We start from the raw sequence: 15,757 nt of genomic DNA on the forward strand, positions 1-15,757 counted from the left end.
GTTCGAAAGCGGCGTATAATCGAGCTATAATCTATGAATCCGAGGAGCCAGCCATCTATGGAACTTGAACTCATAACGCCGATGCCGGCGCCTCCAGCGAGAGAGAGCTTCTTGAAGAGACTTGCGGGTTGGCTGCTGGATCGGGCTAAACATACCTTTCACTATGACACTACGATTTGGCGATACGCTTTAGTTGGCGTGTGGATCGTTTGCAGCACATTACTGATTATTGCAGCGCTGGGGATGCCGACAGGGATTGGAATCCTCTTCGACTGTGTGCTTGTTGTCCTGCTCGGGGCTATCGTAATAGGCGCAGCAGGCGTGATTGGCGCTTATTTGCTGACACTTTGCTATGTGCCGGTTCCGCGACTGACCTTGGCCGTATTCGCCGCTTCGGGTACGATCATGTATAAAATATGTGATGAAACGGATATCGGAGATCCATTATCCATTATTATGAGTGTCAGCTTTGCCTTGATCGGCGTATTAGGCGGACTGTTTATCGGTGTGCTGGCAAGCCGCCGGATTGCGGTGCTAGTGAAGGTGACGTTGGTTATTGCCATAACGCTAGCCGGCTTGACCTTCGATAAGTGGCCGATGAATGTACAGTCTGCCGTATTGCCTGTAACTGCCTTGCCTGCTCAGGATTCAGGCGCAGTCGAACTGCTGCAGGCCGACAATCCGGCGGAGCCCGGACTTTACCGTGTCCGTAGTTTCACCTATGGCAGCGGGAATGATACGCATCGCGATGAATTCGGCTCAGGTGTCGATCTGACATCCCTGTCGGTAGATGCATCCCCGTATATCAAACGCTGGAATTGGCTGCGCCATTTCTTCTGGGGATTCGATCAGCGAGAGCTTCCCCTGAATGGCCGCGTATGGATGCCTGAGGAGAAGGGGAATTATCCGCTTGTACTCATCGTTCACGGTAATCATCTGATGGAGCAATTCTCGGATGGCGGATATGAATATCTCGGTGAAATGCTTGCGAGCAGAGGATTTATCGCCGTCTCGGTGGATGAGAATTTTCTGAATTACTCCTTCTGGGGCAATATCCCAAACAATGATATGAAAGTTCGGGCATGGATTCTGCTAAAGCACCTGCAGCAAATTGCGACATTTAGCGAGCAGAAGGACAATCCGTTCTATCAATCGGTTAATTTGCAGCAAGTGGCGTTAATCGGACATTCCAGAGGCGGACAGGCCGTTGCGATGGCGGCTGACCGCAACAAGTGGTTTAAGGACGACAAAACGCTTGCCAGCATGAAGAACATCAACATTCAAGCCGTTGTTGGCGTAGCACCGACAGATACGAACGTGGATAAGATGAAGGCGGAGTTGAAGGATAAATACTATCTGTCGCTGCAAGGAGCGAGTGACGGGGACGTAGACACCTTTAACGGCGAACGCCAATATATTCGAACATCGTTCTCTCCTGATTCGGATCGCTTCAAGGCGACGCTCTATATCGGGGAGGCGAATCACAGCCGGTTTAATACGGACTGGGGAACGATGGACGACAGTCTGCCCGGTGGCCTGCTGCTGCGCAGAAGCGGGATGATTCCGGCAGAAGATCAGCGAGAGATCGCCAAAGTCTATATTAGCTCTTTTCTGGAAGCGGCACTGCTCGGGAAGAAGGAATATGAGCCGCTGTTCAGCGATTATCGCACAGGATTAAAGTGGCTTCCGCAAGCGACGTATATCAATCGTTTCGAAGACAGCAGTTTCTTGCCGCTTGCTCGAATGGACGAAGACTATGACAAGTCCAAGATGAGCGGCGGCGTGAAGGCCAAAGCGGAGAATCTGCAGTGGTCCGAAGAAGGGGCAGAGGATCGTGACGGGAATAAGAAAGGCTCCCGCGGCGTCGTGCTTCAGTGGAAAGAAGAGGACGGAAGCTTTACGCTTGAGCTGCCGGATACAGTCGGGGAGCAGGTCGGTGAAGCGGGCGAGGACAAGCAGCTTATCTTCTCCATGACGAATCTGGAGCAAGACTTGACGGATGCAGATGAAGGTCTGGATATCCCGCTTCCTGACATCGACGTCGAGCTGAAGAGCGAGGATGGCGCAACGGTTCGTCTGCCGCTGGATGAATTCAAGCCGGTTACGCGGCTGCCTTATACGATATTTACGCGCTTTCCGTGGCTCGAGAAGACGATCAAGAACGGCAAATACAAAGTGCCGACTGAAGCGGTATTTCAGACGTACAATTTGCCATTCGAGCGCTTCGAGGAAGCGAATCCGGATTTCGATCCTGAGGAGCTGACGCAGGTTACCTTCTATTTCACTAGCGATCAAGGCAAAGTGATGATGGATGATATCGGGATCAGCGATGACGTGTCGGTTAATTAAACAAAAGGTCACCCAGCAGCTGCTGGGTGACCTTTTATCTACTAAGAGCTAAATCCAATCTGATCCACCTGGTAATACGCATTCCAGATCGAAGTAGAATTGGCGCTGTACCAGATTTTGATTTTGTCGATGCTGCCTTTGTACGCCCAGCCGCTGAGATCCATCGAATACTTGTTCCACGTATCCGGCGTCATCGTCGCTTTCCCTTCAATAATGTTGCCGCCGCTGTAAATCCGAACGGTCACATTGTACTGCGTGGCACCCGGACAAGCCCCATACGAATCCAATGCAAATTGGAACTTCGGCGTACTCGTCACATTGATAGGCGAAGAGAACACTTTCGTGATGCCTTTCTCTGCCCGAGCGCCCCCCTCACCATCGCCGGTCGTAGCGTTGTTGATGTTAATCTCGAAAGCTTTAGAACCGCTAAACGGAGTACCTGGGCTGTTGGCGAAGCTGGATACGGTCGCTGCCGATTGCGAATATTCGGAGATGGCCCAGCCATCGGCAGAGGTTTCGAAGGTAGATACATTAGCAGTCGGCGTGATCGAACCCACAGACGAAAGCGTTCCGACTGCAGGAGGCGTCCGATCGGCCAGCAGGGAGGCATTATAGCCTGGGATAACAGAAGCCCAGTCGCTGATACCGATGATCGCTTTAGCAAAATCGGTTACCGCCGCGGAATCACTCGTATCGATCTTCTGGAACACATTGTAGATGTACTTCTGATCCTTAGGCGCATATAATACCGATTTGGCCGTATCTCGTGCCCATAATCCGAGATTCAATCCGCCTTCGCCGCCATGGTCGACATGGCGATGCAGGATGAAGGAGTCGATGCCTCCAAGAAATTTCGCTTTGTAGTAGGAGTAGGCGTATGCGGCAGCTTGCGTTTTCTGATCCGCGAGCGAGTTGCTGAGGGAGTGGAAGCCTTGCTCGGACAAAATAATTCTCCGCTTATTCCCGCCATACAAATAATTCGCCGCTCCGATATAATTGGTCAACACCTGCAGGTTCTTGAAGTTGATGCGTACGGAGTCCGAACTGTTCGTCACGCTCGTATCGTTCCAGATCGTCGGATCGAACAAATCCTCCGGATAAGGATGGTACGCGATATTCCAAGGGATGTTGCCTTCGGCAGTGATTCGTTTATTGAATTCGTCCATAATCCCTTTGCCTTTGTAGGTACGCAGCGCATCAGAACCGACGCTTCCGTTCCAGAAATGATCGAGGGAGATATAGGTTCTGGCATTGGAATAGTACTTCTTCACCGCTGTCTCCGCAATCCGATAAGCCCGGGCGTACTGCTCTACGAAGTCCTGCAGCTGCTTGTTGCCCATGTCGTACCAATAGGCTTGCGAGTTCACTTCGTTCCCGACGATATAGTTAACAGCTCTGCCGTATAACTCATCGCTTCTGGTATAACGGCTCGCGAGGAACTCGGTGCCTGCTTTCCAATAGCGGACGCCATCCGCATTGGTCGTATTGATTGCCGCGACAGTGCCGCCGGCATAATCGGGATAAACGAGCTTCGAGTTAATCGTGCCCGCTGCATTGTACATGATGAGAATGAGGCTTACGATGACATCGTCATCCGACAATGTCTTAATGTCATGGTCAAGCCCGTTAATGTAAGATTGCTTGAAATAATAAGTAGTGCCGTCCATCACGAACGGTATGGCACCTGTTGCGTTGTCTAGAAACAGCTCGTTATAGGACACGTTCAGTGCCGCATGGCTGATACCGAGCTTCTGCGCGTCATCGACCGTTTGCACCTGCAGCCCTTTGATCGAGCTCGCCGTTGGAAAAGCAAAGGTGTTGACGGAGGCTGTCTGCTGCGTGACATAAGTAGGGCTGGCTACGAGTTTCTTGGTGGTGTGATTGATGACGACGAACTTGGAGTAGGCTTTGTCGCGGGAGGAGGCATAACGTGCGGTGGAAAGCGAGAAGCTGGCAACTCCGCCGCTTGGCGTTACAGTTTGCGTGGCATCCGCCGTGTAGGTTGTATTGATGTTGTATTGTTCGTAGGTTTGGAGCTCGATGAGGTCAAGCTGAACGGAGGTAGCGGTGTTGTAGGTTCCGGCAGCTGTGATCTGCGTAGAACTGGCGGAGACTGAACTTATGGAGCCCGGATACGCAGCAGGGTAAGCAGAGAAGCCGATATTATCCAGCTGATGTTTACCGGTCCAAGCAGATGAGTAGGTTACAGAGCGGAAGGCGACTTCGATTTTGGAAATGCTCGTTCGGTAGGCCCAATCGCTGAGGTCGACGCTGAGCTCATTCCAGGAGTCACCGGAAATGGCTTGTGTGGAGACTAAGGTTTGAGTGCCGCTAGTGAACGTAATCCTTACTTCAAACTGCGTATGCGATTGGTTAATGCCATAGGTGTTGAAAGCACCGTGGAAGTACGGAGTTGCCGAGACGTTGAGGGCAGGGGAGAAGTTCTTGTAAGTCGACCGCCACGCTGTCCCCGCTGCGGATGAGGTTGTCAGCTCGCCCATGCGGTTGCCGCCGTATGGGGTTTGCGGACCATTCAGGCTGCTTGTTACATTCGATAACCCGGTTACGTTACTGCCCCATTGCCAGCCATCGGTCCCAGATTCGAAACTTCCGACATCCGTCTGCAGCACAGCTGCCTCGGCCGTCTTGGGACCCGGAATGAATGGAATTAGAACCGCCAAGCAAGTCATCCAAATCATCCAACGTTTAACGCTCTTCATAATTAACCTCCTTCAAAAGTATACTTACATATACTAATATATACTTTGTTGGAGGCGTTTTCAATGACGGATTTAACCGGATTATTAATAAATTCAAGAAAATAGACGTATTCGATGGGGTTATATAAAAAGTATACTTTTACGATTATCGACAGTTTTTCACAGCATCCAGCAGCAACAAATGTCTGCGCAACGTCACGAGACCTACTGTTTAGCTCATGCAACAAGAATAAAAAACCAACTGTTGTCTAGGTGGCAACCGTTACTCTATGTAGACTTCCTCGTACGCTACATGCGCTGATTCCGCCAAATTAGCTAAGATGTAGACTTGCTCGTACGCTACATGAGCTCATTCCGCCAAATTTGCTACGATGTAGACTTCCTGGTACGCTACATGCACCAATTCCGCCAAATTTGCTAGATTCGGCAATGCGACAATGCATGCGCTCATCAATCGCGAAGGAACAGAACATAATCCGTGCCGGAAGCGCAGAAAAACCGACGTTGTCTCCAACGTCGGTTTCTCGGGCATACAGCCGCCTCTACTAAATAAACACTACTCCTGTTTCTTCACAGACCGCCGCACAATAAGCTCCGCCGGCAGCATGACCCGTTTCCACGGCGGCGTACTGCTGCGCTCCTGAATGCGCTCAACCAGCATCTGCATCCCAAGAAAACCAAATTGATAAGCTTGCTGCGCAGCCACGGTGATAAACGGATCTATTTCCGAGTTCAATCCGAAATCATCGAAACAGACAACGGAAATATCCTCCGGTATGCGCAGTCCCCTCGCGCGCAGCAGGCGAATGAGGACGACTGCAAGGACGTTGTTGCCCGCCATAATGGCAGTGGGCATCGATTCACCGGCCATACTGTCTATCCATTGCCCCATGGCTTCCACATCCAGATGCGGTCCGAAGGTTGTTTCATGGATATCACCAACGCGAAGCGTCAGATCGTTCAGCTTGATCGCTTCTTGAAAGCCTTGCAGCCGGAGCCGAGCGCTCGAGATGGAAGGGGAACCGTTCACTAGCGCGATACGACGATGACCTTGCTCCACCAGATGTTCGACCAACGAACGGGCTCCATCCCTGCTGTCGCCTAGTACGATATCGCAGGCAATGCCGGGAACCTCGCGATCTAACAGTACGAACGGCACATTGTGCTTGCGCAGCTGCTCCAAGTGAGGGAGCGATGGATCGCCTGTCGGCGCAAGCAATGCCCCGTCTACCCGTGTGGTCAGAATGGTGTTGATATAATCCCCTTCTTTATCCATGCTCTCGTCGCTGTTGCCAAATAGCAAGCGGTAGCCGTGTTTGCGCGCAGCATCCTCCGCGCCGCGTGCGAGCGTCGTATAGAAGGGGTTCATAATATCCGTTATGAGCAGAAACAAGATGCGGGTTTGTTGCAAGACAAGGCTTCGCGCCATCTGATTCGGCACATACCCCAGCTCATCCATCACCTTCTTCACCTTCAAACGGGTTTTCTCGCTGATCTTGCCAGTGTTATTGATAACTCTCGAAACGGTCATCGCCGACACATTCGCTTGTGCCGCAATATCATAGATTGTAACCATGATGGACGTACTCCTTATCGACAAATCATGCACTAATAGTATACAAGAAACGGATTGACAGCAAGCGGTTTCATTGTTATTTTTATGTTATCGGTAACATTATTATCATTTATGGACAATGGAGGGGTTAGCTGTGGCAGATATCCGCACTCGATTTGAATCCTCATTTCCCAAGATCGGGATTCGACCCGCAATTGACGGCAGACGCAAAGGGATCCGCGAGTCGCTTGAAGAGCAAACGATGGAGATGGCGAGATCGGTAGCAAGACTATTCTCAGAGAATTTGCGCTACCCGAACGGGGAACCGGTGGAATGCGTAATCGCCGATACATGTATCGGCGGCGTAGCGGAAGCTGCGGCTTGCGGCACCAAGTTTGCGCGCGAGAATGTCGGGGTTTCCATCACGGTAACGCCTTGCTGGTGTTATGGCACAGAAACGATCGATTTGGACCCTTCGATTCCGAAAGCGGTTTGGGGCTTTAACGGGACTGAACGTCCAGGTGCGGTATATCTCGCAGCCGTGTTGTCCGGTTACGCACAGAAAGGACTCCCGGCGTTCGGCATTTACGGGAATGAAGTGCAAGATACCGGCGATACCACGATTCCTTCAGATGTACGTGATAAATTGCTCGGCTTTGCGCGTGCAGGACTTGTAGTTGCTTACATGAAAGGAAAGACTTATCTGTCGATGGGCTCGGTTTCCATGGGGATTGCAGGCTCCATCGTCAACGATGCGTTCTTCCAGGAATATCTCGGCATGCGTACCGACTATGTAGATATGACAGAGTTTGTTCGCCGCATGGAGCAGGGCATCTACGATCCTGCCGAATACGAGCAAGCGCTGGAATGGGTGAAGAAGAACTGCGTGGAAGGCCCGGACAACAATCCGGATTCCATCCGTACGACCCGCGAACAGAAGGATAAGGACTGGGAAACGGTTGTCAAAATGACGCAGATTGCCCGTGACCTCATGGTCGGCAATCCGCGCCTCGATGAGCTAGGCTATGGCGAGGAAGCGCTTGGACATAATGCGATTGTTTCAGGATTCCAGGGGCAGCGGGCGTGGACGGACCACTTCCCGAATGGTGATTTCATGGAGGCGATGCTGAATTCCTCCTTCGACTGGAACGGCATACGTGCACCTTATATCGTTGCGACAGAGAATGACAGCCTGAACGGCGCCGTGATGCTGTTCGGAACCCTGCTTACGAATACGGCTCAAATCTTCGCCGATGTGCGTACGTTCTGGAGCCCGGATTCCGTTGAACGCGTAACAGGGCATCGCTTGGAAGGCCATGCCGAGAACGGCATCCTGCATCTGATTAATTCCGGACCGGCAACGCTTGACGGTACGGGACAGCAAGAACAAGGCGGCAAGCCGGCGATGAAGCCTTTCTGGGAAATCAGCGAAGAGGAAGCGCAGCGCTGCTTGGATGCGACCTCATGGCGTCCGGCATCCTTGGAATACTTCAGAGGCGGCGGCTATTCGTCGGATTACTTGACGCGCGGCGGCATGCCGATGACGATGTCCCGCATCAATCTGGTGAAGGGAATCGGACCGGTTCTCCAAATCGCCGAAGGCTATTCCGTAGACCTGCCTGAGCATGTACATGATACGCTCGACAAACGGACGGACCCGACGTGGCCGACAACTTGGTTTGCACCATCCTTGACAGGCAAAGGCGCGTTCCGCAGCGTTTACGACGTCATGGACAACTGGGGCGCAAACCATGGCTCGATCAGCTATGGCCATATAGGCGCGGATCTGATTACGCTCGCTTCCATGCTCCGTATTCCGGTCAATATGCACAACGTGCCAGAAGAGAACATATTCCGTCCGCGCGCTTGGTCGCTGTTCGGTACGGACAATCCGGAGAGCGCGGACTACCGGGCATGCAACAATTTCGGAGCGCTGTACAAATAAGTCATCACTACCTATCTTAGGAGGATCAATCATGCTGCACGGAATTCCTAATATCATCTCACCAGAATTGCTCAAGATCTTAATGGAAATGGGACACGGCGACGAAATCGTCATCGGGGATGGCAACTACCCCGCAGCCAGCAACGCACAGCGCTTGGTACGCTGTGACGGCCATAATGTGCCGGAAGTGCTGAACGCGATTCTGCAGTTGTTCCCGCTCGATCAATATGTCGAGAAACCGGTGACGCTTATGCAGGTTGTACCGGGCGACAAAGCAGAAACGCCGATCTGGGGCACCTTTGAAACCATCATTCGCGAGCGGACAGGCAAAAGCGAGACGTTCGAAATGATCGAACGCTTCGAGTTCTACGATCGTGCGCGCAAAGCCTATGCGATCGTCGCTACCAGCGAAAGTGCCTTATATGCCAATCTCATTCTCAAGAAAGGCGTTATCGCCTAGCTTGCCTGAATCAAATCAACCGATCGCCCCGATGTTTAATCGGCGGCGGTCGGTTTTTTTGTGCGCAACTTGGTAAAACTATGCCGAAATGGAAGGAGGCTCGAACCCACATGAAGGAGAAATCGCTCGGCTTTTGGCCGGTATTCATGATGCTGACTTTATCGGTTGGGCTTTCATCTCATGTCGTCCTGCTGCCGACGGTGCTTGAAGTTTCCAGCAGGGATGCATGGATGTGCGGTATTATCGCCTTCGTTGTTCTCATACCATGGGCAACGGTTTTCATTACCGGGACGATGAAGCGTACCAAACAGATTAATTTACGCCAATGGCTGCGGACGCGATTATCCCCATTCGGAGCTTGGGTACTTATCTCTCCCGTTATTGTCCTTCTCCTACATACCAGTTTTCAATCGTTTCTTCAAACGACCTCGTGGACATCCTCCACGTATTTACCCGAAACGCCGCAGCTTGTCGTGATGATTTGTTTCATGATCCTCATTGGATTTGCGGTTTGGAACGGATTGCGAGCCATTGCCTACATGTCGTGCTTGCTGCTGCCGGGAGTCGTTTTTCTTGGCGATTTTGTCATGAGCGTCAATATGCCGAACAAGAACTATGCCCTCCTGCTTCCGATGGCGGAGCATGGGTGGGGGCCTCCGCTGCACGGAGCCGTTTATGCGGTCAGCTGCTTGATGGAATTGTTCATGCTGTTGTTTATTCAACACTTCTTCAGCGGCGTCATGAAGAATTGGCAGCTGCTTCTGCAGCTTGGCTTTATTATGCTGCTCATGCTTGGACCCGCAGTAGGTGCCATTACCGAGTTTGGCCCTGAAGAAGCAGATAAGCTGCTTTATCCCGCATTCGCGCAGTGGCGGCTCGTCTCCATCGGGAAGTATGTCGAGCATGTGGATTTCTTCGCGATTTATCAGTGGATGTCCGGGGCATTCGTACGGATCTCGCTTGGGATGGCACTTGTGCTGGAGTTAATCCCGCTGCGTAAACCGAAGGCTCGGTTAATCTTCATCGTAACGTTAAGTTTGATCTATATTGTGCTCGGTAAAATCCTCTTAGGACATTTAAATGCGGCACAGACGATCATCCAATCTACTTTTATCATGGATATCGGCATTGTTGTATTCGTGACTACGTGGTTATGGTTGTTATCGTTCAAAGGAGTTCCGAAGGAGGGCGGCCTTGATGAAAACGCAAAACAACGAGCTGAAGCAGGAGCGGCAAATAACCTCTGAATGGCTGTGTAAAGCCGTCGGCGACTGCGGAGATGTCGTTATACATCACTTGGAGCACGATCCGGGAGGGAATGAAGAGACCGAGCAATTTACAATGATGTATGCAGAAGGGATGATCGATACCCGTCTGCTGCAGAACCTGCTGGGATCAGACGCAAGCCGCTTGCAGATAAATCCGGAGAAAAGCCCGTTTATTTCAACCCTAGAACCGGGTCCTGACGGGAGGAAGCTGTTCGATAGTCTATTCTCCGGACAAGCCATTATATGGAAGCAGGGAGGCGAGCAATTCTATGCCATCAATTGTTCGCATCAGCCCGGTCGAAGCCCGGAAGAATCCACGCTGGAATTGTCTGTAAAGGGACCGCGCGATGGGTTCGTCGAAGAGATTAAAACCAATTTGGCGTTGATCCGCAAACGCTTGCGCACGCCAAACATGCATGTAGAGTGGTTCACGATCGGAACGGAGACGCAGACGAAAATTTGTTTGCTTTCCATGCATGGCATTACGTCGCAAAGCGTCATCGATGAAGCGAGACACAGACTGAATGGGATTCATATTGCCGCTTTACATGGAGCCGGAGAGTTGGAAGACATCATCGCAGACCGTTCCATTGCATTGATGCCGCTTATTGATTACGTCGGCAGACCTGACTTCGTCGTGCAGTCCTTGATGAATGGACGAATTGCGATTCTTGTGGACGGCAGCCCGGCAGCATTGATTGCACCGGTAAATGTTTCTTTGTTGGTCAAATCCCCGGAGGACGCCTATCAGCCTTTCTACTTTGTAGCTTTTGAAAGGACACTGCGTTTAGTCAGCTTCTTCATGTCCGGCACGCTTCCCGGCTTCTGGCTGGGCTTGCTTGCCTTCAATAACGATCAAATCCCGTTTGCGCTGCTTGCCACCGTAACGATGTCTAGAATCGGACTGCCGCTCAGTCCGCAGATGGAGTTGATTTTGATGATGCTGATGTTCGAAATCTTCCGTGAAGCCGGCGTTCGACTGCCGAGGGCGGTCGGCCAGACGGTTACGGTCGTCGGAGGACTTATCGTCGGCGACGCTGCGATAAGGGCGGGGTTGACGTCGCCGACTATGCTGGTCGTTACGGCCGTGACGGCCGTGTCGACGTTTACGCTCGTCAACCAATCGCTGAACGGTTCGGCCACCGTCATTCGCCTTTATATTATTGTGGCGTCCTCGTTTCTGGGGCTGTTCGGTTTCTTTATTTCGTTCTTTTCGGTCATGCTCTATTTCTGTACGCTGGAGTCGTTTGGCATGCCGTTCTTAAAGCCGATCGCTCCGTTCCAGTTCAAGAAGATGCTCTCCGCGGTTTGGCAGCTGCCATGGAAATACCGCGCCAAGCGAAACGTATCATGACTTGGCTAAGGAAGGCACTGCTGCTGTTGCTGCCAACGTTATTGCTGACGGGGATGCTGAGCGGCTGCGGGGATACGACTGATCTCAGCGCGCAAGCTTTTGTCACGGCAATGGGGATCGATTATCAGGATGGGCAGTTTGTGGTCAATGTGCAAACGCTTGACTTCTCTTCGATTGCAAAGTCAGAGAGTCCCAAAATGATGAAGCCTTCCGTTTGGGTAGGGGTTGGCCGCGGGAAGAGTGTCCATACCGCAACCAATCAAATTGCCATTTCCACGCAGAGCACGCTTAATTTCGAGCAAGTGAAGGTCGTTATCGTTCGAGAACCGGCGATGGCCAAGATGGATGAAATCCTGGATGCTGTGAATCGCATTCGTGTCACCAGATATACATCATGGATATTCGGGACCCGAGACGAGCTGATTAACTTGCTGACCTCGAGTGCTTTCTTCAATCTGTCTCAGTTATATAGCCTTATGTACAGTCCTCTTACCCAGGCGAAACAGAGCAGCTCGGTGCCGCCTGTTACGATGCAGACATTCGTTGCGAATTATAATGAAAAGGCGGTTACGGCACTGCTGCCGAGCATTGGTATAACGCAGGATACTTGGCACGAGAATATGAAGCCAATAACGGTGCAGGAGCTCGATGGCGTGTTTGCGTTCAAGGACAAGAAGAAGCCGCTCTACTTGCCGCTGAAGCAAACATTAGGCGTTCGCTGGTCGAACAATAGTTTCAAACGAGCCATTTATGCCGTGCCGAACAACGGGGATGGCACCGACGTCGTTACGATTAGGAAAATGAAAGTGAAGAAAAAAGTAAAGATGAAGAATGGGCGACCCACGTTCGAGCTGCAGGTGAAAGCAAAAGGCGAATTGAGTGAAATGGGCAATTCGCTGTCGATTCCGCAGCTTGAAGGTCGGATTCGTGAGATCATCCAGGCCGAGATTAAGCAGACGTACACAGCCGGAATTAAACAAGGCGCAGATCTATTTAATTTAGAAGAGGTGCTGTATCGGTACCATCTCCGCCAGTGGAAGAAGACAGCGTCAGCCGAGAGTTGGCATCCAGGCGAAGCAGATCTCAAGGTGAGCGTAGCTTTCAAAATCGTGCATGCAGGCGTTTTTGAGATGAAGTAGGCATATGGGGCGAGTTAGAATCCTACATTCATCCATATGACGGCTAAAAGCATCCATGTAGTACGGAATCATAAGGCCCTATACTGGTAGACGACTACGGTTTAGTCGTTTCGAACGAACTCTAAAGAGAGTCGTTTATTCCATATTGGGGAGAGCTGCATATGTCAATTATTTTCAATTCCGCTACCAATCTCTTTCACCTTCAGACCCGCTCCATGAGTTATATTTTCCAAGCGTTGGAAGGATTCCCGACTCATCTCTATTGGGGTCGCAAGCTCAATAATCCGGATGCTTCGCGGCTATTGCAGCGCACGGAACGGTGTTCGTTCAGTCCGAATCCGATTCCGGAAGACCGCTCGATTTCACTCGATACGCTTCCGCAGGAATATCCCGGCTATGGTTCCAGCGATTTGAGAAACCCGGCCTATGCGGTGCAGCTGGCCAACGGGACAACCGTAACGGAGCTGCTCTATGTCTCGCATCGCATCGTAAACGGCAAGCCGGTGCTTGAAGGACTGCCTGCCGTTTACGCGGAATCGGGCGATGAAGCACAGACGCTGATCGTCACATTGGCGGACAAGCTTGCAGGGCTTACGGTAGAGCTTTCTTATACGGTTATTGAAGCGTTTGACGCGGTCATTCGCTCGGCTCGTATCGTGAACGACAGCCAATCTGTTATACAGCTGACCAGAGCGCTGAGTGTAAGCATTGATCTGCCGCATGATGGATTCGAGCTTCTGCAGCTCTCCGGCACTTGGGCGCGTGAGCGTTATATTCATAAACGCGCGCTGACGCCCGGCGTTCAGGCTATCGAGAGCCGCCGCGGATCAAGCAGTCACGCCAACAATCCGTTCTTCGCGCTGCTTGGCGAAGGTGCCACAGAGGATCAAGGGGACGTGTATGGTTTCAGTCTGGTTTACAGCGGCAGCTTCACGGCCGGCGTCGAGGTAGATCAATACCACACGGCACGCGCTTATATGGGGATTAATCCCTTCGATTTCTCCTGGCGGCTTGAGCCGGGTGAAGCGTTCCAGACACCGGAGGCTGTGATGGTCTTCTCCTCGGCCGGACTTGGCTCTATGTCCCATACGTATCACGAGTTGTACCGTACTCGTCTGTGCCGCGGTGCTTTCCGCGATGCGATAAGACCTATTCTGGTCAACAATTGGGAAGCCACGTACTTTAATTTTAATGCCGACAAGATCGAATCCATTGCGAAAGCAGGAAGCGAGCTTGGACTTGAACTTTTCGTGCTCGATGATGGCTGGTTTGGCAAGCGCGACAGCGACAATTGTTCGCTCGGCGATTGGTTCGTCGATCCGAAGAAGCTTCCGCAAGGCTTGGAAGATTTGGCTGAACGGGTACGCAGCCATGGTCTGCAATTCGGTCTGTGGTTCGAGCCGGAGATGGTCTCGCCGGACAGCGATCTTTATCGTGCGCATCCTGACTGGTGTCTGCACGTGCCTGGGCGTCGCCGCTCAGAGGGCAGAAAGCAGCTCATTCTGGATCTTTCACGCGCGGATGTTCAAGCTTACATTATCGAGGCCATCGGCTCGATCCTGAAGAGCGCGCCGATTACGTATGTGAAATGGGACATGAACCGCAATATGTCGGAGATCGGCTCGGCGCTGCTGCCGGCGGAACGCCAGCGTGAAACGGCACACCGTTACATGCTTGGACTCTATAACGTACTGGAACAAATTACGATCGCATTCCCGCATGTTTTGTTCGAGAGCTGCTCCGGCGGCGGAGGACGCTTCGATCCCGGGATGCTGTACTATATGCCGCAAACATGGACAAGCGACAACTCCGATGCGATCAGCAGGCTGAAAATCCAATACGGCACCAGCATCGTGTATCCGATCAGCTCGATGGGCGCCCACGTATCGGCATCGCCTAATCATCAGGTTGGCCGTGTAACACCGCTGAAGACGCGCGGGGATGTGGCGATGTCCGGCAATTTCGGCTATGAGCTTGATTTGACGGCATTCACGGAAGCGGAGAAGGAAGAGGTCAAGCGCCAAGTCGAGCAGGTGAAGGAAGTTCGCGAGCTCGTGCAATACGGAACCTTCTATAGGCTGCTCAGCCCGTTTGAGGGCAATGAGACGGCATGGATGTTCGTGTCGCCGGATCAGCGGGAAGTGCTGGTCGTCCATGTTGTCGAATTGAATGAGCCGAATGCGCCGCTTAGCAGACTGAAGCTCAAAGGACTGCGCAGCGACTATAGTTATGAATGGATCGGAACGGACGAGGTCGTAGGCGGCGACGAGCTGATGTATGCCGGTGTAGCCAAATCCATCCCGCATAGCGATTATTTCAGCACGGTGTATCGATTCGCAGCTCAAGATTAGTTGATAGGAAGATCTACTGCTGCTGCACCAAAACATATACAAACGATATACGTTTCTAGGGCTATTTGACGGACAACCTCATATTCTCCTGCATATGATAGATTTGTAAGCGCATTTCGAAGGGAGAGTGAGGTTGTGCCGCACACCATTGTCTGCACCATTACCGCATTGTTTGGATCACTTGTAACCTTCTCCTTCGGTATGTGGCCGGAATCCTTAACACTCCTCCTCGTTGCGATGGGGACGGATTATATCACAGGTATAACGGCTGCTATTAAGGAGAAGAAACTAAACAGTTCCATAGGTTCATGGGGAATCGCCAGAAAAGGCATCATGCTCGTTGTCATCCTTCTGGCGCACCGCGTTGACATTTTACTGGAGCTTAGCAGTATTGCTATGGGAGGAGCCATATACTTCTATTTGGCAAATGAACTCATTTCGATTACCGAGAATCTAGGAAGAATCGGCGTTCCCATGCCGGATCGCCTTCGTCAACTTATAGAAGTGCTCAAGAACAAAAAGTAAAGTATAGCTAGCTTCTTTTGAGGCCATCCTGTTTGGGATGGTCTTTTTTTCTTATCCGAACACCGCTTGCACGTCTTGCAACTTCAAATTG

10 protein-coding genes are annotated in these 15,757 nt (G+C 51.7%); 8 read left to right on the plus strand and 2 right to left on the minus strand.

The window, feature by feature from the left end:
• The first annotated feature begins 57 nt into the window (after positions 1-57).
• The gene (locus tag BLW29_RS20185; protein WP_177186727.1) at positions 58-2,349 is read left to right on the plus strand and encodes a poly(ethylene terephthalate) hydrolase family protein; all 2,292 of its coding nucleotides are present in this window, start codon (positions 58-60) and stop codon (positions 2,347-2,349) included.
• A gap of 41 nt (positions 2,350-2,390) precedes the next feature.
• Here the strand turns inward: BLW29_RS20185 and BLW29_RS20190 are convergent, their stop codons facing one another.
• Complete coding sequence (locus BLW29_RS20190; RefSeq protein ID WP_090982919.1) at positions 2,391-5,069, minus strand: DUF5722 domain-containing protein; 2,679 nt, start codon at positions 5,067-5,069, stop codon at positions 2,391-2,393.
• A gap of 556 nt (positions 5,070-5,625) precedes the next feature.
• Positions 5,626-6,645, minus strand: a complete 1,020-nt coding sequence (locus BLW29_RS20200) for a LacI family DNA-binding transcriptional regulator (RefSeq protein ID WP_090982923.1) — start codon at positions 6,643-6,645, stop codon at positions 5,626-5,628.
• A gap of 118 nt (positions 6,646-6,763) precedes the next feature.
• Here BLW29_RS20200 and BLW29_RS20205 point away from each other — a divergent pair, with 118 nt between their 5' ends.
• The 7 genes from BLW29_RS20205 to BLW29_RS20235 all read left to right on the plus strand — a co-directional run bounded on the left by BLW29_RS20205 (position 6,764) and on the right by BLW29_RS20235 (position 15,666).
• Positions 6,764-8,569 (plus strand): L-fucose isomerase, encoded by a 1,806-nt coding sequence (locus tag BLW29_RS20205; RefSeq protein WP_090982925.1) that lies wholly within the window; start codon positions 6,764-6,766, stop codon positions 8,567-8,569.
• A 31-nt stretch (positions 8,570-8,600) separates the two neighbouring features.
• Entirely contained in the window at positions 8,601-9,029 is a 429-nt protein-coding gene (locus tag BLW29_RS20210) for an RbsD/FucU family protein (protein ID WP_090982927.1), read from the plus strand.
• Between the two features lie 110 nt (positions 9,030-9,139).
• Complete coding sequence (locus BLW29_RS20215) at positions 9,140-10,276, plus strand: GerAB/ArcD/ProY family transporter (RefSeq protein WP_177186728.1); 1,137 nt, start codon at positions 9,140-9,142, stop codon at positions 10,274-10,276.
• Positions 10,227-11,651 (plus strand): spore germination protein, encoded by a 1,425-nt coding sequence (locus BLW29_RS20220; protein ID WP_090982932.1) that lies wholly within the window; start codon positions 10,227-10,229, stop codon positions 11,649-11,651. The genes BLW29_RS20215 and BLW29_RS20220 overlap by 50 nt, the downstream gene beginning before the upstream one ends.
• The gene (locus BLW29_RS20225; protein ID WP_177186729.1) at positions 11,648-12,790 is read left to right on the plus strand and encodes a Ger(x)C family spore germination protein; all 1,143 of its coding nucleotides are present in this window, start codon (positions 11,648-11,650) and stop codon (positions 12,788-12,790) included. Before BLW29_RS20220 ends, BLW29_RS20225 begins: the two co-directional genes overlap by 4 nt.
• 161 nt (positions 12,791-12,951) lie before the next feature.
• Positions 12,952-15,141 (plus strand): alpha-galactosidase, encoded by a 2,190-nt coding sequence (locus BLW29_RS20230; protein ID WP_090982936.1) that lies wholly within the window; start codon positions 12,952-12,954, stop codon positions 15,139-15,141.
• 135 nt (positions 15,142-15,276) lie between these two features.
• Entirely contained in the window at positions 15,277-15,666 is a 390-nt protein-coding gene (locus tag BLW29_RS20235; RefSeq protein WP_090982938.1) for a phage holin family protein, read from the plus strand.
• Positions 15,667-15,757 lie beyond the last annotated feature (91 nt).

Origin of the sequence: Paenibacillus sp. CF384 (assembly GCF_900106745.1) — a bacterium.
Lineage (GTDB): Bacteria > Bacillota > Bacilli > Paenibacillales > Paenibacillaceae > Paenibacillus_Z.